Below are 24,343 nucleotides of genomic sequence, written 5' to 3'. Positions count from 1 at the left end.
TCTTGAAGGAGTCAGTAGAGGCGCTTTGATTTCGCCTTTGAAAGTTCGCATTTGGACTCTTCAAGAATCCCCGTCCCGGAGCGGGCTGGGGAGTATCAAATACAAAGACCGCTTGTGTTGTTGGGCGATCGCCCGTTTGTTACCCTCTGGGCAATGGATAATTGTCGCCCGCTGCCGCAGTCGCTCCGATGCAGAGGGGCATTTTCAGTTTTTGCGACAAACTATACCCCACGTTAAGTTTGAGGTTGTGTTCGATTTAAACGGGGAAAGTAATCGTTTGGAGGCATTGCGCGATCGTGCTTCTAATTCCCTCAGCAGCGCGTTGTAGATTTTAATCTTCGCGGCGATTTCTGTTTGGCGATCGCTCTTTTTGTTGCTAAGGGCGATCGGCCGTACCATCTTAGTCAAATCAGAATTTACACTGCGGTAGCCTCAAGACTAAAATTCTCCGAACAGGACTTTATCAACCCTGGGTTGTGGTAAAATGCTCGTATATACAGTGCTTCTTCGTTAGTTAAAAATATGCGATCGCAACTAGAACAAATTACGCTTCAAGACAGAAATGCCGCTGAAATGGAAATTCGCGACAAGCGGCAGCAAATTAATTACGACACGAAACAGTATCCAGTCGAAATACTCGTTCAAAAATATCTGGAAGGAATTAACGATGATACTAATAAATTGTTTATTCCAGACTACCAACGTCAAATTGTTTGGGATGACACCAGGCAATCAAAGTTTATTGAGTCTGTAATTTGGGGGATACCAATACCTTATATATTCGTTGTTGAGATCCGTCATGATGAAAATGATGAACCACGTTTAGAGATCGTAGACGGCGCACAACGCATTCTTACCCTAGCTAGATTTATCAATAACGAATTAACATTAAGTGGACTCGAAAAAATAGAGCAATTAAATGGATTTAAGTTTGCCGATCTACTGCTTTCTCGTCAGAGAAACTTCAACCGAACTACAGTTCGGATTATCCAACTAACCCAAGCTGCCAACGAGGAAGTCCGAAGAGATGTATTTGAACGGATACAATCATTTTAACAGCCAAGTAAAGAAATTTCAATAAAGCACAAAATATACTGCTGCAATTATTGGTATAATCAAAATAATTTGTGCATATTCAATATGTTGGCAGTCGAATATAATCATGGAAACTGTATTCTTAGAATTTAATATACGTGCTAAAGATGTGGATGATTACTTTGTATTTTTGGACAGCCTGGAAAAACAGACAACGCAGTTAGCTTTACTTGATACTACTGGCAACTACCAAATTAAAAGCCTAGATCCAGAGTTAGCAAAAACGCTCAAAGCCAATGGTTTTTTGTTGCTATATAACTTGGTTGAATCCACTATGCGAAATGCGATTGAAGCCATATTTGAGGAGTTCAAAAATAAAGCAGTCACCTTTGACAAACTCAAACCAGAAATTAAACTGATTGTCCTCCAAAATCTTAAAAATCGTTCTCCTAAGAAAATTTATTTAACAATTAATCAACTCTCTACTGATATAATCACAGCTACATTTGAACGCGAGGAACTGTTTTCAGGAAATGTGGATGCTAGGTTAATTAAAGAAATAGCAGACAAATACGGTTTTTCATATCAAACAGACTTTGCTAAGACCAAAAATGGGCAAAATCTTGTAGTGATTAAAAGTAATAGAAATGATTTAGCCCACGGGATTAAGTCTTTTGAAGAAGTGGGGGGATATCAGGCTATTGAGGAACTATTAGAAATGAAGGAAGAAGTCATAGAGTATTTGCATCAAATACTTGAGAATGTTAAAAGTTATCTGGACAATCAAGAGTATTTGGACGTAAATACAAATAATCCTTAATTTTAGGCTAAGAAACCGGGTTTCTAGAGTAATTTTGGTTGGGTGGCGACATATCTCATAAGAAACCCGGTTTCTGGGAATGATGGGAGGGGCAAGAAACCGGGTTTCTAGGGTAATTTTGGTTGGGTGGCGAGATATCTCCGAAGAAACCCGGTTTCTAGGAATGATGCGAAGGCTACTTCCGCACCATCACTGACTTAATTACAGCATTCGGTTGATACTTGTTAGTCTCAAAAAATCCCCCTTTACCCGCGCCATAAACTCCTGCAAATTGTTTCCCTTCAGCCTTGGGAACAAATAAGAACTTCTTGCTCGGCTGGTTGGCAAAAACCACATTTTCTCTCGATTCATTATCCACATTATAAGATAAAGTAGTCTTGCCGTAAATTGCCTCGGCTTGTTTTAATGTCATTCCTGGCCCGACGCCTTGAGCTGTTTTATAATTAGAATTGTCAGTCATCAAAAGTTCGATCGCATCCGCATCTTTCAGCTTTGTACCCGCAGCGTAGATAATCCGATACTGTACTTTTCCCGATCGACTAATCGCCACTGCATCGAAGTCTACCATAAAAGGAGACTCTACCTTAAACTGGGCTGTGGAACCTAGAGCCTGCTTGAGTTGTCCCAAAGTCATGCCGATTTTTGCTTCGCCAATTGTGCGATCGCCAATTGCTACACTTGCAGAGGAAGGTTTTGCAGCAGCATTGGCTACTTCCCCCAGAGTATTTGCACCTGCGCGCGCCACAGCAGCGCCGGGAGTCGAGATGAAGGTGAAGTGACTGGCGATCGCCAGCAAAACAGCTATCATTGATCCAGATAAGATTTTTATATTCAACATGACTAATTCTCCTAGATTGCAACTTCGACTATCAACCCGCATTTTCTGGACTGTCCTAGGGATAACTTTATTAGTTTGGATTCTTAGAGGTGTTGGCCTCTTAACATTCCTTCCCGGTGGTGTTATTTGGATACTGATTTTTCTGTCTTTTGTTGCGGGTATACTCAGCACTGTACTGCGCCGATAATCTCATATCCGGTAAGTGACAAAATTTAATAATTTAGTTTTCTGTTTGTTTCGTCTTACTGCTGAAACTCATTTTATTTGATTTGATTAATAAGATCGTTTTGATAAAAAAATGCTACAAAATAAATATTATGTTTGTTTATCATACCATTGGGGTCGAGTGCGGAGCTGTTAAATTGTCGATAGGTAGCTAGAGATTTTTGGTGGCGACACATCCTACAACTACCAACTACCAACTACCAACTACCAACTACCAACTACTAACTACTAACTACTAACTACTAACTACTAACTACTAACTACTAACTACTAACTACTTTAGCAATTACCATTTGTTTGATTGTTTCATTGCCTTTCCCACAGTCACATTTAACTGAGCACCGATCAACATCGCCAAACAACACAGATAAAGCCAGAGCAGCAAAACGATAAAAGTTCCGATCGTGCCGTAAGTCCAATTGTAATTGCCTAAATTCAAAACATAAAATCGAAATAAACCTGAAAGCATCGCCCATAGCAGAGCTGCAAACACAGCCCCGGAAAAAATCGGTGTCTCTGGGTGACGGCGGCTCGGCCCGTAGCGGTAAACAAAGGCAAAGGCAAGGGATACAATGCCCAAGGTGCTAGGCCAACGCCACAGTCGCCAAATACCTAATAATTGTGCTTCTAAGGGACAATCTGGCAGAAACATTAGGCAACTCTTGACATCTTTTAAATTGCAATTTGCTACCGACTCTAACAGGCAACTCTGGCGGGCAATAGCTTGCACAATTAAGTCGCTGACAAAGACAACTCCTGATGCTAAGATTAGTAGCAAAATTGTACCAATGCTTAGAGAAATAGAAATAAGTTTTGCTTTAACAAAAGATCGAGTTTGAGTAGCCGGGATTTGATGAATTTGATCGAGGGCGGCCATCGCGGCGCTCATTACTCCAGAAAATGCCCACAGCGATACTACAAAACTTAGTGAAAATAGCTGTTGGTTGCGTATTGAAAGAATTTCTGTGAGGGAACTCCTAATCAAATTTCGGATTTCATCGGGTATAACTTTGCCCAAAAGACCGGCCATTTGATACAGTGTTGATTGCAAAGGTTCAAACAGGGCGATCGCCGACAAGATAGCCAAGAGCCCAGGAAACAGCGCCAGCATAGAATTGTAGGCCATTTCGGCAGACAGCCCGGGTAACCGCTGCTCTCCCGCTTTCATGCAGACTTCTTTGAGCGTGCTCCAAGTCAAACAGCGACAAAACAGCCAAAAATCACCAAATTTCGTTTTGACAGCTCTCAGCAGCCTCAAAAGTGCCTTAAACAAGGCTAAAATCAGGTAGCGCAACCAGTAATAAATGTTCATAGCTTACAAATTCCCAATGACTAATGACCAATGACTAATCTAAAATCTAAAATCTAAAATCTAAAATAAACAATATGTCTCAAGATATCAGACAGTGGTTAGATGAAATTAAGCGACTACAACAGCAGTTGACAGAGGTTTCGCGCGATCGCGATGACGCTGGTGAAAGTGCGGCTCAATGGCGCCAACTCTACAATACTGAAGCTGAGCAGCGCCGGAATGATGCTAAGTTAACTCAGCAAAGCATCGATGCTTTGGAAGCACAGATACAGGAATTTCAAAGTTTCTCCCCGATTGCGCCGGAAGGCGATGAGGCTGGAGTTGCTCGCCAGCATGAGGTTGAACAACTGCATACAGTTGGGGAACTTAAAACTAAGTTAACAGAAGTTCTCGAAGAGCGCGATCGGGCGATCGAACAAATCAAACAACTCACCCAAGCCCTCAAACAAGAAGAAGCCCGTCACGCCGAGACTAGCAGAAATTTAACCACCGCCCTAGCAGACGCCGTTGACTTGCTCACCAAAGCACAAACTATTCCTACTGCAAAAATGGAACCATCACCAGCCTATTCTCTCGAAATAGTCCCTACTCGCACTGCAAATCCGGGCGAAACTGCGATCGAAATCCGCCAAAATCCCGCGCAAATTGGCCGGAATCCCGCCCAGCTTCCACCTTCTAAAAACCAGTTACTCGATTTACCGCCGTTTGGGAATTAGTCATTAGTCTGTAGTCTGTATTCCAACACTCGCATCGGGTTTATGGCGATGGGCGATCGGAAATCATTTTAAAGTTTTGGTTTCTTCAATTAGAAACCTGATAAATGGTTTTACTCCGATCGCACGGATGGAAACATCGACCGCGACTAAACCAATTGTAGCAGCGATCGTTACTGCGAGTACCCAAGTTTTTAGGCCTCCAGGCGTTTGCGTAATTAAGGTACAAATTATCTGAAAAGGTTTAAGAATGCCCTCGAATTCTTCGATTGTTTTTTGGAATTTAGCAATATCCTGATTATAAACTTCAAACTCCCGTTGGTATTGCTCTTGTTTGACCTCTAGGCGAATGAGTCTTTCTTTTAAGTCCTCCAAGCCTTCCAATTCTTCTATGAGCTTTTTATTTTTGTTAAACATGGTGGTTTCCTCTAAAACTTACAACGATAATAACGAGGGTTTAACTGAAAATGCAAATTTTGAGAACGGATTATGTAGATATAAATAGATGTCAAAAGAAAGTAGAATTTAGTAGAAACTGGTAGAATTAAGTGGTTGGATACTTCCAAAGTAGAATTTAGTAGAAACTGGTAGAATCAAGTGGTTGGGTACTTGCCAGGTTTCGGAAGCATTGATAGACTGATATTATCGTCTCTCAAAGGTAAAGGCAATGAAATTACCCAGGTATGAAGACCATGAAAAAGACTTTCTTGCAGCAATGGCAACGAAATTTGGCTTTACTGGCAAAAATCTGATAGTATTTTTGCTGCGGTTCTGCGAAAAAGATGCAGAATCGAATGATAGGACTTTAGCTGATGAATGGCAAGGTGAATTACTAGAGGGAACTAAAAAGGAAGAGAAAAATCCGAATGATACTAAAAAAAGTGTAGATGCGGCGGCTGCTATTTTGCGCGATCGTTTACAGGTAATTTGCGACAAGCTGAAAGATGCAGGGTGCGACTTTGGGGGAACTGAAAGAGGCCGCTGGAAAATAGGTAAAGCATGGTTACAAAAAGTTAAGTTTCCTGAATGGGCAAAAGAACAGGGTTTAATTAAACCGCGCACTATCGAAGAATGTTGGAACGAATTAAAAACGCAAGCTAAAAAATACCAGCCCGCTACAGATAAAGAAATTCAATCAGAATTAATTGTGCAGATATGGGAACCGCAATTAGGAAGTATGGGCAATCGACGCAACATCAAACGTCAACAAATCCCAGTTAATAGCGATTTAATTTATCGAGTGATTTCTCCCCAAGTCGGATATTTAATCTTATTGGAACGGGAACCTAACGGCACGATAGTTTGTTTGTGTCCTTCGGAATATGCCCCCTCATCCTACCATGCAGGGAAAGAGACGGTGTTACCTCATCCTGACTCCGACGAGTATGAGTCTTTTGGCTTGGATGAGCTAGGATGGGAACAACTGCTTGCTGTGATTACTCCTGAATTACCGCCTTTTCAGTGGTTGGAAGATAGTCGCCAGAAAGCCTTAGAAGTCAATCAAGAGCATTTGGCAGAAATTTTGGACTATGTGAATGGTCAAACGAACGCTGAGGTATTATATACGGAATATTTGGTTGTTAACTCTCAGGGGTAATACAGAAACAGGCTTTTGCACAATAGACTGGGTTTCTCAGCCTTAAATTCTGCAAAAAGCTGGTTTCTTGGGGTTTGTGGAGAATAGCATAAACCCCATTTTTATCGACAAAATTTACTTTTAACCTACAGGAATATTTGCTATGAAAACAATTGAAGACCTGAATAAAGAAGTGGTTGAACTGTATAACGAAGGCAAATTCAATGAAGCGATACTCGTTGCTGAACAAGCATTAATCTTAGCTAAATCCCTTCACTCAGGCGACCATGCTGATGTGGCATCCAGTCTGAATAACTTGGCATCACTCTACAGAACCCAAGGACTTTACCGCGAAGCAGAACCTCTCTACCAACAGGCATTAGAGATGAAACAACGCCTATTTCCAGGCGACCATGCTGCTGTGGCAACGAGTCTGAATAACTTGGGCTTACTCTACCAATTCCAAGGACGCTATAGTGAAGCTGAACCTCTCTACAACAAGGCATTAAAGATGTGGCAATGGATGTTTAAAGGCGACCATCCTGATGTGGCAACCAGTCTGAATAACTTGGCAGGACTCTACGAATCCCAAGGAGACTACTCTGAAGCTGAACCTCTCTACAAAAAGGCGTTAGAGATGTGGCAACGACTGTTTAAAGGCGACCATCCTGATGTGGCAACCAGTCTGAATAACTTGGCAGAACTCTACAGATCCCAAGGACGCTACCGGGATGCTGAACCTCTCTACAAACAGGCATTAGAGATGTGGCAACGCTTCTTTAAAGGCGACCATCCTCATGTGGCAATCAGTCTTAATAATCTGGCATTACTCTACGACTCCCAAGGACGCTACCGGGATGCTGAACCTCTCTACAAACAGGCATTAGAGATGACAAAACGCCTATTTACAGGCGACAATCCTGATGTGGCAATCAGTCTGAATAACTTGGCAGAACTCTACAGATCCCAAGGACGCTACCGGGATGCTGAACCTCTCTACAAACAGGCATTAGAGATGTGGCAACGCCTGTTTTCTGACGACCATCCTGATTTAGCAAAAAGTCTGAATAACTTGGCATCACTCTACAGATCCCAAGGACGCTACCGGGATGCTGAACCTCTCTACAGACAGGCGTTAGAGATGTGGCAACGCCTCTTTAAAGGCGACCATCCTGATGTGGCAACCAGTCTCAATAACTTGGCAGAACTCTACGACTTCCAAGGACTTTATCCGGAAGCAGAACCTCTCTACGAACAGGCATTAGAGATTTACCAACGCCTATTTACAGGCGCTCATCCTGATGTGTTACTCAGTCTCAATAACTTGGGATTACTTTTAGCAGCTATGCATCGGCCCAAAGCAGCATTTGAAAAAATGCACGAAGCAATCGAAATGGACGATCGGTTGATTCGTCTTAATTTTGCCTTTAGTTCAGAACAAGAGCGACTAAAATCCATTAAAAATAGTAGAGTCAATTTTGATGCTTTCCTTTCCTTAGTTTCTCAATATTTCTCCAACTCTCCCGAACAAGTCCAAAAAGCCTTAGATGTCGTTCTCAAACGCAAATCTATGACGGCGGCGGCGCTAGCGGCGTTTAACTTTGCCATCCACAGTCAACGCTATTCCCACCTCAAACCCGAGTTTAATCGCCTCCGTTCTCTGCAAGAACAACTCTATCACCGCATCAATAACCCTCCCCTTCCAGATATAGAAAAACCCATAGAAGTTTATCATACTCGTTTGGGAGAGTATCAAAAAGATATTGCGGAATTAGAACAACAATCTCAACAATTAGAAAAAGAACTAGCCACCCAAGTTCCTGAAATTCAACTGGAACATCAAACCGTAGATCGTCGGGCGGTTGCGTTGGAATTACCCGCTAATGCCGTATTAGTGGAATATGTGCGGTTCGATCGCTATGATTTTACAGCCCCCGAAGGTAAAAACTGGAAGTCTGCCGAATATTGGGCATTTATTTTACTCGCCGAAGATTCCGATGCGGTGCAGATGATTTCATTAGGTGAAGCCCAACCCATTGACGAGTTAATTGAAAAAGTGCGTCAAGTTTTAGAATTAAAAACTCCTTCAAAACAAGGAAAGGGCAATAAAAAGGGTACTCTTTTCAAGAAGTATCAATATAACCCCGAATATCCCAACGCCCTACGCGAAAAAATATTTACACCTCTCCTTTCGATTCTGCAACCTTACCAAAACATTTTTATCGCCCCCGATTTCCAATTAAGCCTGATTCCCTTTGGCGTTTTGCCCGTCGATGAAACCGGCCAACAGTTATTAAGGGATAATTATCAAATCAGTTATCTCAGTAGTGGCAAAGATGTTTTAAGATGGAAACTTGAAACAGACCGTACCGCCTCCGAATCCTTAATTATTGCCAATCCTAATTTTGACTACCCCGATCCTCCTAGTGAAGAGACATCTGAAACCCAAGATTCACATGACAATTACTTTAAGCCCCTTCGTGAAACCGAACCCCTAGCCAAAAGTATTGCAAAAAAATTAGCCATTCCCAATCTCTATTTAGGCGATGAAGCGGTAGAAACCCTGTTATCTCAAACAGCAAGTCCCCGCATTTTATTAATTGCCACGCATGGCTATTTTGAACCAGAAAGTCCCTCACTCAACCTCACCGAAAACCCGTTAGATCGCTTTGCCGTGGCCCCGGCTAATAATGCCATGATTCGTGCGGGTTTAGCCTTTGCTGGGGCAAATACTTCGCGACAAGGGAAAACTTTACCAGAGGATGCAAAGAAAATGGGGAAAGGATTATTATTAGCTCAGGATGTGGCCGGGATTGATTTATGGGAAAATGAAGTAACGATTTTAATTGCTTGTCAAACTGGCTTGGGAGACGTGCAATTAGGAGAGGGAGTTTTTGGGCTGCGGCGTGCCTTTGCGGTGGCGGGATGTAAGGCTTTAATTATGAGTTTGTGGGAAGTTCCTACCCGTGTTTCTCTGTTGTTGATGGATCGGTTTTTAAGTGATGTTGAGCAGGGTTTAGGTAAGCGAGAAGCTTTATTAAAGGCTCAATCTTATATTCGCACAATTACGATTCAGGAGTTACGACAATTTCCTCTGGGTTGTGATATTGTCGATGAGTTTATCGATGATAAAAAAGTTATTTCAGAGGAGTTTATTGAGGCTAACCCCGATTATCAATTGTTATCTCATCCCTATTTTTGGGGTGCATGGATTTCTCAGGGGGAAATGTAGAATGTCGCGTCTAGGGGCTAGAGATTCGGCTATTGGTGTCAACTTCAGACTCAAAACCATAGGAAATGTCGCTTGTAGTTGAGTCTAGATCCCCCTAAATCCCCCTTAAGAAGGGGGACTTTGAAAAGACTCTTGTCCCCCACCCCACAAGAAATTTTAACTAAGAGTGGAACAGGCATCTTGCCTGTCCTATTTCTTAGTCTCGCGTTGCGCGGACTTCGTTTGTGTAGACGCGGTTTCAACCGCCGAGGATCTTGATATAACTGGAAATTTATGAAATTATTTGATTCTGTAGTTGAAATCGATCCTAATGAATATTTCCTGAATAATGTCGCTAAGCTAATGGGCATATTAAGAAGTTTTATCGGCTCATGATATTAGTCTAAATTTGATTGAAAAATATCTTAGAGTTCTCCCGATTTTTCTCTCGCCCATGCTCGCACGGCTTTACGCAGAGAAAGCCGCCCAGAATAACGATTTTGCTCGATTAATTCTGGTATTTCTTGTATCGGAAGACTTGGAAAAATTGAGCTAGTTTGTACCTCTATATATTCTTTCCCCGACCGTTGGTAAATTTTGAGTTCACCCGAATCGTAACACCAAATTTCAGGAACACCCAACCGAGCATAAATGGGAAAACGACTGAGAGATTTACTCGTTACGTCTATTTCTAAAGCCAAATCCGGCGGCGGATCTTGTTCCAAATTAAACTGGAGTTTGCCGCGAATTTTTGGCTCATTTTGGAAGTAGAAACAATTGTCTGGTTCTACTCCAGCTTTTTGGATTTCTCGCTTCCAAGTGGTTGATCCTAAACTTGCATAATCTTGCTCCAACACTTCTGCTATATCTTTAACAGTATCGCCGATCGTTTCTTTGTAGTATTCATGTTCGGGTAAGGGTGTCATAATTTCTAAAGTTCCATTGTCATAGGCGAATCTAGCAGCACGGCTTTCACCGAGATCCGCGAGCAAGTTCTCAAATTGTTGCCAACTGATATTATACATAACAACTCGATCGGCACGAGGTTTGGTTAGTAACATAACTTTTTCTCAAGAGTGTTTGACAGATAATCCTATTATAGCCGAAGGAAGTTCGGTAACGGATTTGGCTCCCATCAAGGAAATCCGCTTGACTGAAGAAGAAAAGACACAGACGAGAACAGAGAGTATTCATATCTCCTGAAATAAAACTCAGTTAAATTCATCCGTGTCTCCGTGTTCAAATCCGTGCCGTTTCTCTCTTCCTTCTGCTTAAAATCCCATCGCGCCAGCTACTGCATCCAAATTCGGAGCAATTCCTTGCTTAAAGTTGTTCTTGCTGTGATTAATTGCCGTATCTGGGTCTTTCAAACCATTACCAGTGAGTACACAAACCACCGTTGCTCCTGTTGGAACTTGGTCTTTTACCTTCAGCAAACCGGCGACAGAAGCAGCGCTAGCTGGTTCGCAGAAAATCCCTTCTTCGGATGCTAACAAGCGGTAAGCGTCGAGAATTTCTTCGTCGGTGACAGCAGAAAAACTGCCGCGGCTGGCTTCGGAAGCAGCAACAGCCTGTTTCCAGCTAGCAGGGTTGCCGATCCGAATTGCTGTCGCCAAAGTTTCTGGGTTCGCCACTGGTACACCCGTTACCAACGGTGCTGCTCCGGCTGCTTGGAATCCCATCATTCGTGGCAAACGCGAACATTTATTCACTTGGTGGTATTGACAAAAACCCATCCAGTATGCTGTGATGTTTCCCGCATTTCCCACGGGAATGCACAGCCAGTCGGGGGCGTCGCCCAAGGCGTCCACCACTTCAAAAGCGCCGGTTTTTTGGCCTTCCAAGCGGTAAGGGTTGACGGAGTTGACCAAAGTTACAGGATAATTTTCTGCCATGGAGCGGACAATTTCTAAAGCCCGATCGAAATTTCCGACAATCGAAATGACTTCCGCACCGTAAAGCAAAGCTTGGGCCAACTTGCCCAAAGCCACATAACCTTCGGGAATCAACACGAAAGCCCGCATCCCCCCGCGTCTGGCGTAGGCTGCTGCCGCTGCCGAAGTATTGCCGGTACTGGCGCAAATTACAGCTTTGGCGCCGGCTTCCTTCGCCTTGGAAATCGCCATTGTCATCCCCCGGTCTTTGAAACTACCAGTGGGGTTGAGGCCGTCGTATTTCACCAGCACGCGCACATCTCTACCGATGAGAGAGGCGATCGCAGGTGCTGGAATCAATGGAGTATTGCCTTCTTGGAGTGTCACTACCGGCGTGGTTTCAGTCACCGGCAGGTAGGGGCGATAAGCTTCGATCAAGCCCGGCCAACCGTGAAGTTTCGGCGAGGCTGCGCGGGCAGCGGAGTTAGCAGCAGAGTCAGTTACAGGTAGAATCAGGGTCACGATGTCAATGGTTTCTAGGCTTTGGCAAAGAATTTACACTAATTTTAGCTCGATCGGTTAATTTAATGTTTGATACGATCCGTTCAGGTTAAAGTAACTTAATGGTGTGAATGTGTAGATATGTCTACTCAATTACTAATGTCAAATAATTCCTCCACTCTTTCTCGGCCTCAAGTCACGGCTAGCAATCCCGAAATCGCTAGTTCTGCTACGCTATCGACGGGTTTTGCGCGCAAAGTAGATTCGGTGAAGTGCCCCTACCAAGCCGATCAGCAAGTTAAGTTCCTGCACCTGCAAGCAGAAATCGACTCCTTGCTGCTGGAAGTCCAAACCCTCAAACAGCAGCGCTCCGTTGCTGGATCTCAAGTTGCGATCGGCAAAAATTCTGCTGTGGGCAACGGCAATTACCAGTAACAACTCGTGCTAATTGTGCCGCCCCTGTGGTATAAAAAGTAAAGTTTTGTTAACCGCAGTGTTTTTTTTAACCAAAAGCGCTAGCCATTTAATCCGCGGCTAGCGATTGCTAGCATTTGCGAAAACGCGCTTGCCTAGTGCTCAACTCGTCTGCTAATTGTTAGTAGCGAGCTGATATTTTACTGCGTTAATTTTGTTAAGCCATCCACTTGGCATACGGAGAGTAGACATCAATTTATGACAGCATCGATCGAAAAACCACTAAATTTGACATCCGCAAGGGACACTTCCAACCTGCGCCTCAAAGATATTCTCCAAACCCTGCCGCGCGAAGTATTTGTCAAAAACCCTCGCAAAGCTTGGACAAAAGTCATCGTCAACGTTCTTCTAGTTGCTGTTGGTTATTTTGGCCTAGCAGTATCACCTTGGTATTTACTGCCCCTGATGTGGATTTTCACAGGTACCGGATTAACCGGTTTTTTTGTGATAGGCCACGACTGCGGACACCGGTCATTTGCCAACCGTCGCTGGGTAAACGATTTAGTCGGACATCTCGCATTTCTCCCGTTAATTTTTCCGTTTCACGCATGGCGTCACGGACACAATTATCACCACAAGCACACCAACAAAATTGGTGAAGATAATGCTTGGCAACCAATGACAGCAGAAAGCTACGCTGCCGCGCCCAAAGCATTACAAATAGCTTATCGTTTAATCTTCGGCCCAATGTGGTGGATTGGATCGATCGCCCACTGGGCAAAAGTACACTTTATGTGGTGGCGCTTCAAAGAAGGTCAACAACGCGAACAAGTGCGGTTTTCGGTTTTTGTGGTTTTGATCGGTGCTGCGATCGTATTTCCGACTTTAATAGCCACCACAGGCATTTGGGGATTCATCAAATTTTGGTTGATGCCCTGGATGGTTTACCACTTCTGGATGAGCACCTTCACCATTGTTCACCACACAGCGCCAGACATTTCATTTAAAGCACCAGAAGAATGGAACGAAGCCCAAGCACAACTATCGGGAACAGTTCACTGCGACTATCCCCGCTGGGTTGAGTTTCTGTGCCACGACATTAACGTGCACGTTCCCCACCACCTTTCAACTGCTATACCCTGGTACAACTTGCGCCTAGCCCACAGCAGCTTAAAGGAAAACTGGCAACCTCATCTCTATGAAACCAAATTTTCTTGGTCTTTAATGAAGCGGATTGCAGACAACTGTCACCTGTACAACCCCGCTGGTGGCTATCAAACATTAGAGGAATTTCACGCTCAAACCAAATAAGTTTGAAACGCGATAAATCCCCTAAAAACCCGGTTTTGTTAAACAAACCGGGTTTTATTAATATCACAATCCCTAGCTAGAATTTTTGATAAATCTTGCTTTTAGCGCAGTCTAGATCCCCCTAAATCCCCCTTAAAAAGGGGGACTTTGAGCATTGCCTGTCCCCCCTTTTTAAGGGGAGTAGGGGTTGACTTTGAAATTACTCTTGTCCCCCCCTTTTTAAGGGGGGTTAGGGGGGATCAGCGGGGCTAATAGTCAAACATTAGATTACATTTGACATGAAGTTGACACCAATTCCCAATTACCCATTACCAATTCCCAATTCCCAATTCCCAATTCCCCATGAAACATGATTTTCAATCCCAATAACTGTCGCAACGAAAGCGAAGTAGAAAGCAAACTCATTGTCAGTTATTTGTTGCCAAAACTCGGCTATACCCCCGACACTTGGCACCAAGAAATCGCCTTTGGGAATATTCGCCTAGACTTCCTTTCCTTTGCCACCCAAGTTATCCCCATAGTGTTCGATGCAGACTCGCCCATGAGTTTAGTCATGGAAGCAAAACATCCCAAGGAAAATCTAGACCGCCATCGGCGGAAACTGAAGCGTTACTTAACAAGTTTAAGCATCCGCTACGGACTCATAACTAACGGGAAAGAAATTAGAATTTATGCAAGAGTGAGCGATGATATTCAGCTAGCATTTCAGTGCGCCGGACAAGACCTTGAAAGTAGAATTGATGAAATTATAGCTTTAATTGGCAGAGATAGTTTAAAGTTTGTAATAAATCCAGATAATCTAGAACTGGAAGATAGTAAAACTAATTTAGTTACTCCTGAGTTAATTGCCGAAGTATCGGTACAACAAAACAATCCCGCCACCGCAGAACCTGAAATCATTCAAGTCTCATCCCCCGAACAAATACCTGAAGATATTTTAGTTAAATCATCCGATTTAATCATTCCCCAAACCCCGCAAAATAGTATGAAAATAATAGCAGTTTACCACAACAAAGGCGGCGTCGGTAAAACTACAACTGTAGTCAATTTAGCCGCAGCCCTGAGCAAGGAAGGTAAAAGAGTCCTAGTCATCGACTTAGACAGTCAGGCAAACACAACCTTTGCAACTGGTTTGGTCAAATTTGAAGATGAAGAACAAGATGATTTGAAAGATTGCAATATTCTTCAAGTTTTGCAATCAGAGGATTTTTACTCCATCGCCGAAGTAGCCCGCGAGTCTAATTTTTGCAATCCTAAAATCGATGTAGTTCCTTCCCACATCGATTTAATGTACTATGAAACGGAACTAAATCAACTAGATTACAGTCGCATGATTTTAATTCAAAAACTAGCGGAAGTAGAAGATAAGTACGATATTGTACTGATTGATACGCCGCCATCTTTGAATTTTTTCGCCAGAGTTGCCCTGATTGCTGCGGATTATTTAATTATTCCTTCTGACTTAAAACCTTTTGCCAATCAAGGATTGATTAATGTCAAGGATTTTATCAAAAAAGTCAATGGATTCAAAAAACAAATCGGCAAAAAACCTTTAGAAATTTTAGGCATCCTCCCTTGCAAAATCTCACCCAATCCTAAGTTTGTACAGTACAGTTTGCCCAAGCGGAGGGAGGCTATTCCCAAACGCTACGGCCTGGAAATTATGGACAGCGTAATTTATGAGAGAGAGGATTTAGCAAAGTGTGCAGAACTATTTAAAATCGTGGGCAATATGGAAATCGCCGATCCGATTTCGGTGCTAGATTTTAAACCGGATTGCACTTCATCCCAAGAATTTGAAATGCTAGCCGAAGAAGTTTTGGTAAAAATAGGTCAGTAAAAACTTATGAAAAAATTATCTCCGTCACTGGTTGCAGTCAAAAGAATTACCTCCGCAGTTCCCCGTTCCAATTTTGCCGATCGCGATTTAGATAAATTAGCTAGACTTATTTTAGACGCCGGAGGCTTGATTAACCCGATCATTGTCCGCCGTACCAGTATGGATGCTTACGAAATAGTAGACGGAAATTTTGAATACTATGCGGCGGCGAGAGCAAAGGAAATTGAACCTCTCAAGGGCGAGACAATTGGAGCATTCATCCTGGAACCAGAAAATGAAGAACTTCTCCTGGAACAACTAGAAATTCTCAGAAAAACCGCAATCACTGAGAATGCTGGTGAAAGTGAAACTATCAAAGAGCAATCAATAACTGAGGCTTCAGTTGAAATTCAAACTCTAGAAGCCTCATCTAGTTTAGAGCAGCGAGTGACAAATATTGAAGCCCGGTTAGAAATTCAAATTCATGAATTGAAAGCTGAACACGCCCGTGAAAAAGAGTTGTTAGCCGAGAGAATACAAGAAATTGAAAACCTAATTGCCCAACAATTACCTCTGTTAATTGAAGCGCAGTTGGCTAACAGAATTAATGAGTTTAAAGCCGAGCTTGCATCTAAAAAATCGACTTTGGTAGATACTGTGCAAGAAGTTGAACAGGTAACTTCTCAACCAATGTCGCTGTTGGAGGCACTCAATACTCAAGATAAATCTCAACTGAAAGCGAATTTTGAATATACTAAGTTAGTGAACGATAAAATTATACAACGAATCCTCGACGAAAAGCGAGATGTGAAGCCGTTTGTGTCATTTGCCAATGTGGTGGAACGTATTCAAGGGCTAGGCGACAAAACAATGATTAAAATTATTGATTACTGGCAAAATACTCATAAGTTGTGAGCCGTCTCAATTGCTTTTTTGGGGGCGGGCTAGAAGCCCACCCCACAAGAGTTAAAACCGGATTTCTGAAAGGTGATTGACTAGGAGCAAAAATACTCACAACTGGCAATTCCTGCTAAACCTGAACACGGTAGCGATCGCCCGATCGCCAAAAAAAGTAAAGATGAGTGAAGCAGTGTATAATTTGTGTCCCCCAGCCAGTTAAACTCATCACAGTCGATTTTTTGTAGGAATTGCAGTCAGTTTTGCCGTTAGCGAAGCCCTCGTTGCAGGATCGCCCGGGCCCTCACCCCACAGCCAGCCGCACAGGTACAGCACGCCGCCGATATCTCTCCCAGATTTAGAGACTCAGGCCAACAAATCCTTTAACTAACCAAAGTCTGAGTAAGGTGTTTGTCTCGCACCCTATCATTAGAGTTCTTGAGTTAGTCCTGTGGCACTTAAAACCCAGGCTGTAAAGTGCAAATATATATAATTACCCAAACACCTGATTTTAATGACAAAAGGGGACTTGTAAGAAGATGGATCGATCGCAAGATCAAAACCGAATAGTAGAATATTTGCGGATTAAGCCAATTAGTCACAGTCAGATTTATACTTCCCAAATTGCAGTACCAGAGACTCAGGGGGGAGAAATCCCTCGCGAACGTCGGGAAGCTCTCAGGAGAAGTCTCATCGAGCAAGGCAGCAACTTAATTCCTTTAATTGTACGTCCTACTGAAGCTTACAGCAACGAAGAAGAATACGAAGTTGTCTGCGGCTCAGATTGGTGTATTGTTGCGAAAGAACTCGGCCTTGAGCAAATGTGGGCTTGGGTTTTTGAAATGACCGACGAGGAGGTAGTTGCGGCTCAAGCAGAAATGGAACATTTAGCTCCGCAGCCGACTCAAAAAACTGCACAACTTGAGACTCTACTGCAACAATTTGAGCTATCATTTCAAAAAAAGGTAGAGAGTCTAACAAAACAAATAGAACAATCTGTTAAAAAGAATGAAGACCTGCTAAAAAAACAAGTAAAAGCTCTAGCCGAGCAGAACTTCGATCGCGATCAAATAACACAGATAAAGCATCTGCTAGAACAAGTTGAAAAAACATTTCATGAAAAGGTAGATAAATTGGCTAAAAAAATTGAACAATCTGGCAGCAATAGTTCTCCGAAATCGGAGGTTATTTCGGAGATGAATCTTGAAGGTGTGTTGAGACAGTTGGATGAACTGGAAAAATTGTTGTCAATCAAATTAGATCGCACTGTCCAAATAATTAATCAGTTTGTGGCTGACACGATCGCAGACGTAGAAAATGACCTAAAAAATCAAATTGCCACGCTCCGCAGCCAACTGGGAGCCGCTGCGACGCACTCAGAAATACAGCCCGAGACACCGCCGAAACAGCAGTCGAAGGCGCAGCCAAAAACCCAGGCTAAGAAGCAGTCGAAGGCGCAGTCGAAACCTCAGCTACCGCAGTTGCAGTTAGAATTGCCGTTTCCGCCCCAGCAGCAACAGCAGGAAGACGAGGAAGACTACGATACTCTTTCGCTGAGACGCTTGAAGGCGATCGGCAAAGACCGAAAAGTGCGGGGCTACGCGCGCATGAAACGACCGGAAATTCTGGCTGCGCTCAGAGAAGCTGATGGCAAATAAAGCGGTAATTGTTAAGAGTTAAAACTAATTGTTTGGTGTTCGATCGCGTTTTTATGCAAAATGCGCGATCGGGCTTTTGATACAAATTTCGGCGTTGCTGAGAAAGGAGTATGATTTGCCTCCGAAACTCGCTAGTTTCAGCAACGCCCAATTTTATTGTATTGTAAGCTGGTTTAGGCGATCGCATATCCCGTATGCTGCCGAACGTGATACGGATGAAACCCTAAAACTATCTTGTCTTTAGGCACTCCTAATTCTACAAGTTCTGCGGTAATTCCCGTTTCTATACCATCTTGTTGAATCCAGATTTTTCCGTCAATAATTTCCACATGAACGATACAATCGTGAATTCTTTTAGGCCCTTGCCAGCCATCGTGCATCAGTAAAAAATTGTTTTGTTCGCGATCGACAATAACGCTGCTTTTAATTTCTCCGTGTCCGTAAGAAATCTGGGCATAACTATCTAAAACATTGCGAACAATTTGGCGATATTCATCTAGTCTATCCATCTGATAACTGTCTCCTTTAATGAATCAAAAACTATTAGTTTAAATCTCTTGTTTTCTAGCAAAATCTGCCCAATAGGTTCAGAAAAAATTTCTGCATAAACTTCTGCACGGATTGCCAGATATATTATCCGTTCAGGTTCCGATCGCTGTAGAATATCTTCGTAAACAATATACTGTCCAACAGCTTGTTCTAAGTCATGAACTGGTGAAGCACTCACAAAACTTTTGACTTCTACAGCAATTTTGCGACCTTGTTTTTCGGCGGCAAATAGTTTTTCTGCACCTAGATCGACACTGAGAGTACGTTTGCCAATTTTTAATGGTAGCGGATCTTTGGTTATTGTCCACCCGTCCTTTTCCAGGGCTGTTCTGACATTATTGTGGTAGATGTCTTTTGCTGGCATATTCTAAGCTTAACCATCAACTGTTACCCTAATTATATAATAACACAATGCTTTTCCCAACTCATAGCCGCGGAAAACTACTTGTCGATCGAACTTCAATACCAATTAAGGATAATATTTCTTATAGTCCGAGCAAACAGGAGTCGTGACAGTTTACAAAATCCACCTATAAGTGATGACTAATCCTATCTATCCCGGCATAACTCTCAATAACCACTACCGCATAGTCCGCGAATTGGGACACGGAGGCTTCGGACGCACCTACCTCGCTGAAGATGCCCACCGATTTAACGAACCCTGCGTTTTAAAAGAATTTGCGCCCCAAGTACAAGGAAGTTACGCCTTACAAAAATCCGAGGAACTCTTCGAGCGCGAAGCCGGAGTGCTCTACAAGCTACAACACAACCAAATCCCGCGCTTCCGCGAAATGTTTCGCGTCAGTATAGTCGATCGAGGCTACCTATTTCTCGTCCAAGACTACGTACCCGGTCAAAATTACCGCTTCCTGCTGGATGCCAGGAAGCGTCAGGGTTTGCGGTTCATCGAAGCAGAAATCAATCAACTGCTGATTCAAATTTTGCCAGTCCTCGAATACATTCACTCCTTGGGAGTGATTCACCGCGACATCTCCCCCGACAACCTAATTCTGCGCTTGTCTGACGGAATGCCCGTGCTCATTGACTTCGGCGGAGTCAAACAAATCGCCGCCACCGTAGAATCTCTATTTGCTGAAACTGAAGCTAACGCCACTCCCACCCCCGCGACTCGCATCGGCAAACTCGGCTATGCTCCCGTCGAACAGATGCAAATGGGGATTGTGTCTCCCCACAGCGATTTGTACGCTCTGGCTGCGACGGTTTTGGTGTTGTTGACAGGGAAGGAACCGCATGAATTGCTCGACAGTCAGACACTGAATTGGAACTGGCGATCGCACTGTTCTCTCTCTCCGAATTTGTCCCTGGTGCTGGATAAAATGCTCGCTCAGCAGCCGAACCAGCGTTACTCCTCGGCTCGCGAGGTTTTGCTCGCTCTCTCCGGCAATCCGCTGTTACAGCCACAGCCACAGCCATCCCCACAGCCGGATTTGGGACTCACGCAGCCACCGCCGGACTACACACCTCTGGCCGCACCCATACCCGTGCCAGCCCCCGCCCCGAAGCTTCCGGGAACTCCAGTGCGAGTGGCCACGATCGGCAATCAGCAAAAGATGCCTGCTTGGAAAATGTTTTTGTTCGTAGTGGCGGTGCTATCGAGTATGGGCGGAGTTGGCTGGTTTGCGGGCAATTATGTGTTAAACCTGCAATCAAAAGTGCAGAAGATTCCCGTGACTCCGGGCCCGAAGCAGCAGCAAGAGGATGCTTTGCGCGATCGCTACTCTCGGCTTAAAATTGACGATCGATTCTACAACGGTTACGTCAACCTTGTAGATGAGAATTTCTATGCCAAATACCCAGAATTAAACGGGCGGCTGTTAAAAGAAGGCGACGAGGATCGCCAATGGCGCGAAAGGTGGCAGAAAATCGGCGACGACTTGCTCAACAAGCTCGAAAACCTTAGCAGCGATGCTAGAGCGCGGTTGGGCAGTTACGAGACTGCCGATCTCGATCGCTCCAAAGCCGAGGTTAACAAGCTGAATTTGAGCAGTCGAGCGCTGTACGATTTGGCTGATGCCAAGTTCTTTTATTGGTTTCCACAGCACCCACGGAATAAAAATATCATCGGTTTGCCGATCGGACAAATTTGGCAAGCAATTACCGCCGACGCCCTCGCCTCTTTGCAAGCAGGAGCAACTCTTGAAAGCGTCGAATTTGACCGCCGCGCGAACAACAAAACCCTTAAAGGAAATCTCAAGCCCGGAGAAGGCAAAGCTTACATTGCCAGGTTCGCCCAAAATCAGATTTTGAGCGTAAATTTGCAAGCTCCGCGCAAATCAACTCTGCTATCAATTTATTCTCCTGGGCGCACCAACAAAGCCAAGGCTTTACTGGAAGATGCAGAGGAGGTGAGTTGGTCGGGAACTCTCGATGATGCTGGTTTTTATGAATTCGTGGTGGTTTCTCAGTCATCCGAGCCGATCGCCTACGAGTTGAATCTGGAGACGAAATAACCCCCATCCCAAAACGGATCTTAGCCCCCGACTCCTGTCGCGGTCGAAAATTTGAGACTCCCGTTCAAGCTCACTGACTCATCGGTCGGAGTAAATCTAAAATCGACTCAAGGCTATTGACGCCTTGAGGGCGATCGAGCCATAATGAAGTAATCCCGAGCGGGTAAATTTTCCGGTTCAAACAAAGAATATGCTGAGATTTGCGATCGTAGCTTTAGTAACTTTGGGATTAGTATTAATGACTGCATTAGGTTTATCTTCTGCCAGTGCGACAGTCAGCAATCCCGAATTTTATGCTTGGAACTTTGCCTCTGTAGGCAGCAGCGAGTTAGTTTGCAAAAAGACACTTGTAGTTCCGCGAGACCTCATCATTCCGTCATCATCAATGCAAGCTGTCAGTATCAATTCTGCAATTGTAGATGACAAGTTTTGCGCGAATTCCACTAAACCTGTGAATTAAGGCAGCGCATCCTATGATGTCCCCTGAAACGACAAAATAAAATTGGCTTGATCGTTCGGACTTTAGTCCGCATCCATCAGTCCATCCTATGATGTCCCCTGAAACGACAAAATAAAATTGGTTTGATCGTTCCGACTTTAGTCCGCATCCATCCCAGGAATGAAGCCAGAACGATCGAACACTTTTTAAAGCGAATTGACCCGACATTATATAAAAAATGCCACCATCCACGTATTGAAAGTGTTGGCGGCATTTTTTATGAGAAAAAACCAATATTTCGTTATTAAATCTTATTAAAATAGTCGGGCGCAACAGTTGTATGCCTTTGAAAGCGATCGAAAACTATTGCGAATTTTGCCAATTCTTTGATTGTCACTTAAGAACCGAGGGAAAATCTTTAGCCATTTGGCTAAAAATTTATTAGCTAATTGGCCTAATCAGTAACTGTCAAGTTTGAGTATGCTAGAGTTAGTCAGGTTCTGATATATAGTGCCATCTGTTATCTAAGTATCATGCTCAAAATTTTAGTCATTGAAGACGACGAATTAATCCGGGAGACTCTTGTGCAACTCCTGGAATCTCACAGCTACCGAGTTATCGTGGCAGAAAACGGTCGATTTGGGGTGCAGATGGCACTTTCGGAGATCCCAGACTTAATTTTGTGCGACGTACAGATGCCGGAACTCGACGGTTATGACGTGTTGCGGACTCTGCGACAAAACTCCCTGGCTGCTACAATTCCATTTATTTTCCTCACGGCTCAAAGTGCCAAAACCGATTTTCGTCGGGGGATGGAATTGGGGGCTGACGATTACCTAACAAAGCCGTTTACTAAGGCTGAATTGTTGGGGGCGATCGCTTCTCGCGTCTCGAAACGGCAAACTATTACCCAACCCCTGACAGTTGCGCTTCACCAAGCAGAAGCCAGACTCAAAGATTTAGCTAACGACTCTACAAAGGTTTGTGTCCTCTCCCCTGAAAAGTTGGCTCTAGAAGCTCTGCTGCGCCACGCTTTAGCACAAGGTGAGTTTCAAGTATACTATCAGCCCCAGGTGAATATTGCTACCGGACAAGTTATCGGCGCTGAAGCTTTGGTGCGCTGGCAAAATCCCGATCGAGGTATAATTTCTCCCGCTGAATTTATTCCCTTAGCCGAAGAAACAGGTTTAATTATTCAGATTGGCGAGTGGGTACTGCTTTCAGCTTGCGCTCAAGCCGCGAGTTGGCTGGCGGCGGGGTTCTCGCCTTTTACGATATCAGTAAATTTGTCGGCCCGGCAGTTATCCGACCCCGAACTCAAGGCCCGAATCGTGCAAATATTAGAAACTACAGGCTTGGAGCCTGCTAATTTAGAATTAGAAATGACCGAAAGCGCTCTGGTAGAAAATGCGACAGTCGCAGGCGCAACTTTAAACGAACTTAAAGCTCTCGGAATTCGGATTGCCATTGACGACTTCGGCACCGGTTATGCTACTTTAGGATATCTCAAGCAATTTGCTTTTGACAGCTTAAAGATCGATCGCATTTTCGTGCGAAATGCCAGCGAAGACGCTCAAAATGCTGCTATTACCACAGCAGTAATTTTGCTGGGTCACAGCTTAAATATGACAGTAATTGCAGAAGGAGTAGAAACAGAAGCAGAACTAGCTTTCTTGAAACAGCACCAATGCGATATCATGCAGGGGTATCTGTTCAGCCGCCCCGAACCGGCAGCGATAATTGAAAGTATGTTGATTGCCAACCAGCGTTTGTTCGCTCAGCCCCCAGTAGCAGCACCTGCTCGTGTTATACCTTTTGTCCCTGTCTCCGAACCCGAAAAATCTAAAAACCTTACCATGTCAGGTCTAGGAATAGTCTAAGTGTTACCAGGATTTCTGTATGATAAAATGAAATTCTTTGGCTCTTCATTAAGTAGGTAGGCGCTATCAAACTGAACCATGTAACAGTATGTAAACAGGGCCCAGGAGTGCTACTTTCTTGGCATTTGGATAGTTTACAATTATTACATAGTGACGTTTGGTAGCGCTTACCTACTAGCGCGTTATGCTCAATAAGTCTGTAAGCTAGGCCTAAACCCTTACCGGGCAATCAGCCTAGTTATGATTCTTAGCCTTTGAGGCTTGGGGGCAAAGTTTAGGCTAGAAGCCGGGATTTTACAGCCAAGCGATCGTGCTTAATGAAAAATTCAGCAAAAAAGGTACTGAAGAGCCAATTCTTTCTTTTAGCTGCTTTTTTCTGCGGAAAAGTTGACGCTCCCTCTTGAAAAGTTGTAGCTTTTTGAGAGCATTCTCCTGTTGATTGATTTACTGAATTTTGATTGAATTATCTGAATAATGTGTTAAACTAGCCGAATATTCAGCATTATTCACTTTTGGCTACTCAACCCCAAGGCAAGCAGCCGAACATTTTGGAGTTTGCCTACATACGCTCAGGCGATGGGAAAAAGATGGTATTATTACCGCCATTCGCACACCCTCCGGTCAACGACGATATTTAATTAATTCTGATGCCGGATTTAGCAAAACTAATCAAAGAACTATCCTCTACGCCAGAGTCGACCGTCTGCATCAAAAAGCCGACCTTGACCGACAAATTGCAAAATTATTGGAACTCTATCCATCAGCCGAACTCATTACCGACATTGCCAGTGGGCTTAACT

At 43.8% G+C, this 24,343-nt stretch carries 21 protein-coding genes and 1 pseudogene; 15 read left to right on the top strand and 7 right to left on the bottom strand.

Annotation, left to right across the window (positions count from 1 at the left end; genetic code table 11):
• The 3 genes from JGK14_RS25255 to JGK14_RS25245 form a co-directional block, all read left to right on the top strand.
• A partial coding sequence (locus tag JGK14_RS25255; protein ID WP_325315616.1) for a hypothetical protein occupies positions 1-328 on the top strand: 328 nt, incomplete at its 5' end.
• Positions 329-522: 194 nt separating this feature from the next.
• Positions 523-1,056, top strand: a complete 534-nt coding sequence (locus tag JGK14_RS25250) for a DUF262 domain-containing protein (RefSeq protein ID WP_293184858.1) — start codon at positions 523-525, stop codon at positions 1,054-1,056.
• Between the two features lie 106 nt (positions 1,057-1,162).
• A complete protein-coding gene (locus JGK14_RS25245; RefSeq protein ID WP_293208368.1) occupies positions 1,163-1,855 on the top strand; it encodes an MAE_28990/MAE_18760 family HEPN-like nuclease in 693 nt (230 codons plus the stop codon).
• Between the two features lie 175 nt (positions 1,856-2,030).
• On the opposite strand, the gene JGK14_RS25240 is transcribed toward JGK14_RS25245, so the two are convergent.
• Both JGK14_RS25240 and JGK14_RS25235 read right to left on the bottom strand, forming a co-directional pair.
• Positions 2,031-2,693 carry a hypothetical protein gene (locus JGK14_RS25240; RefSeq protein ID WP_293208365.1) on the bottom strand — a complete coding sequence of 221 codons (663 nt, stop codon included), beginning with the start codon at positions 2,691-2,693 and terminating at the stop codon, positions 2,031-2,033.
• Positions 2,694-3,204: 511 nt separating this feature from the next.
• A complete protein-coding gene (locus JGK14_RS25235; protein ID WP_293184865.1) occupies positions 3,205-4,230 on the bottom strand; it encodes a YihY/virulence factor BrkB family protein in 1,026 nt (341 codons plus the stop codon).
• Positions 4,231-4,304: 74 nt separating this feature from the next.
• On the opposite strand from JGK14_RS25235, the gene JGK14_RS25230 reads away from it, so the two are divergent.
• Positions 4,305-4,946: a hypothetical protein gene (locus JGK14_RS25230; protein WP_293184866.1), complete on the top strand. Its 642-nt coding sequence runs from the start codon at positions 4,305-4,307 to the stop codon at positions 4,944-4,946.
• Between the two features lie 63 nt (positions 4,947-5,009).
• Here JGK14_RS25230 and JGK14_RS25225 read toward each other — a convergent pair whose 3' ends face one another.
• Positions 5,010-5,360, bottom strand: coding sequence for a hypothetical protein (locus JGK14_RS25225; RefSeq protein ID WP_293198166.1), 351 nt, complete (start codon positions 5,358-5,360; stop codon positions 5,010-5,012).
• A 250-nt stretch (positions 5,361-5,610) separates the two neighbouring features.
• Here JGK14_RS25225 and JGK14_RS25220 point away from each other — a divergent pair, with 250 nt between their 5' ends.
• Both JGK14_RS25220 and JGK14_RS25215 read left to right on the top strand, forming a co-directional pair.
• Entirely contained in the window at positions 5,611-6,540 is a 930-nt protein-coding gene (locus JGK14_RS25220; RefSeq protein ID WP_293208363.1) for a hypothetical protein, read from the top strand.
• A 142-nt stretch (positions 6,541-6,682) separates the two neighbouring features.
• Positions 6,683-9,751: a CHAT domain-containing protein gene (locus JGK14_RS25215; RefSeq protein ID WP_293326581.1), complete on the top strand. Its 3,069-nt coding sequence runs from the start codon at positions 6,683-6,685 to the stop codon at positions 9,749-9,751.
• A gap of 404 nt (positions 9,752-10,155) precedes the next feature.
• On the opposite strand, the gene JGK14_RS25210 is transcribed toward JGK14_RS25215, so the two are convergent.
• Positions 10,156-10,791: a Uma2 family endonuclease gene (locus JGK14_RS25210; protein WP_325315615.1), complete on the bottom strand. Its 636-nt coding sequence runs from the start codon at positions 10,789-10,791 to the stop codon at positions 10,156-10,158.
• Positions 10,792-11,001: 210 nt separating this feature from the next.
• Positions 11,002-12,126, bottom strand: coding sequence for a threonine synthase (thrC, locus tag JGK14_RS25205; RefSeq protein WP_442921480.1), 1,125 nt, complete (start codon positions 12,124-12,126; stop codon positions 11,002-11,004).
• Positions 12,127-12,246: 120 nt separating this feature from the next.
• Here thrC and JGK14_RS25200 point away from each other — a divergent pair, with 120 nt between their 5' ends.
• From JGK14_RS25200 to JGK14_RS25180, 5 genes are all read left to right on the top strand, one after another.
• A complete protein-coding gene (locus tag JGK14_RS25200) occupies positions 12,247-12,540 on the top strand; it encodes a hypothetical protein (RefSeq protein ID WP_293184872.1) in 294 nt (97 codons plus the stop codon).
• A 237-nt stretch (positions 12,541-12,777) separates the two neighbouring features.
• The gene (locus tag JGK14_RS25195) at positions 12,778-13,830 is read left to right on the top strand and encodes a fatty acid desaturase (protein WP_293184873.1); all 1,053 of its coding nucleotides are present in this window, start codon (positions 12,778-12,780) and stop codon (positions 13,828-13,830) included.
• Between the two features lie 349 nt (positions 13,831-14,179).
• Positions 14,180-15,670, top strand: coding sequence for an AAA family ATPase (locus tag JGK14_RS25190; RefSeq protein WP_293184875.1), 1,491 nt, complete (start codon positions 14,180-14,182; stop codon positions 15,668-15,670).
• Between the two features lie 6 nt (positions 15,671-15,676).
• On the top strand, positions 15,677-16,564 hold the full coding sequence (locus tag JGK14_RS25185; protein ID WP_293184876.1) for a ParB/Srx family N-terminal domain-containing protein: 888 nt from the start codon (positions 15,677-15,679) through the stop codon (positions 16,562-16,564).
• A 521-nt stretch (positions 16,565-17,085) separates the two neighbouring features.
• The gene (locus JGK14_RS25180) at positions 17,086-18,204 is read left to right on the top strand and encodes a Rho termination factor (modular protein) (protein ID WP_293192786.1); all 1,119 of its coding nucleotides are present in this window, start codon (positions 17,086-17,088) and stop codon (positions 18,202-18,204) included.
• A gap of 173 nt (positions 18,205-18,377) precedes the next feature.
• Here JGK14_RS25180 and JGK14_RS25175 read toward each other — a convergent pair whose 3' ends face one another.
• Both JGK14_RS25175 and JGK14_RS25170 read right to left on the bottom strand, forming a co-directional pair.
• Positions 18,378-18,713: a XisI protein gene (locus JGK14_RS25175; protein ID WP_293184878.1), complete on the bottom strand. Its 336-nt coding sequence runs from the start codon at positions 18,711-18,713 to the stop codon at positions 18,378-18,380.
• Positions 18,701-19,117, bottom strand: a complete 417-nt coding sequence (locus tag JGK14_RS25170; RefSeq protein ID WP_293184879.1) for an element excision factor XisH family protein — start codon at positions 19,115-19,117, stop codon at positions 18,701-18,703. The genes JGK14_RS25175 and JGK14_RS25170 overlap by 13 nt, the downstream gene beginning before the upstream one ends.
• Before the next feature lie 175 nt (positions 19,118-19,292).
• Here JGK14_RS25170 and JGK14_RS25165 point away from each other — a divergent pair, with 175 nt between their 5' ends.
• The 4 genes and pseudogenes from JGK14_RS25165 to JGK14_RS25150 all read left to right on the top strand — a co-directional run.
• On the top strand, positions 19,293-21,224 hold the full coding sequence (locus tag JGK14_RS25165) for a serine/threonine-protein kinase (RefSeq protein WP_293277412.1): 1,932 nt from the start codon (positions 19,293-19,295) through the stop codon (positions 21,222-21,224).
• A 190-nt stretch (positions 21,225-21,414) separates the two neighbouring features.
• Positions 21,415-21,684 (top strand): hypothetical protein, encoded by a 270-nt coding sequence (locus JGK14_RS25160; RefSeq protein ID WP_293184881.1) that lies wholly within the window; start codon positions 21,415-21,417, stop codon positions 21,682-21,684.
• A gap of 512 nt (positions 21,685-22,196) precedes the next feature.
• A complete protein-coding gene (locus tag JGK14_RS25155) occupies positions 22,197-23,543 on the top strand; it encodes an EAL domain-containing response regulator (RefSeq protein WP_293184882.1) in 1,347 nt (448 codons plus the stop codon).
• A gap of 535 nt (positions 23,544-24,078) precedes the next feature.
• A pseudogene (locus JGK14_RS25150) lies at positions 24,079-24,343 on the top strand (IS607 family transposase); the annotation flags it as partial.

Source organism: Microcoleus sp. PH2017_28_MFU_U_A, from assembly GCF_020738035.1.
Lineage (GTDB): Bacteria > Cyanobacteriota > Cyanobacteriia > Cyanobacteriales > Microcoleaceae > Microcoleus.
Note: the sequence above shows the minus strand (reverse complement) of the source record. Positions and strands in the feature narration are given on the sequence as shown.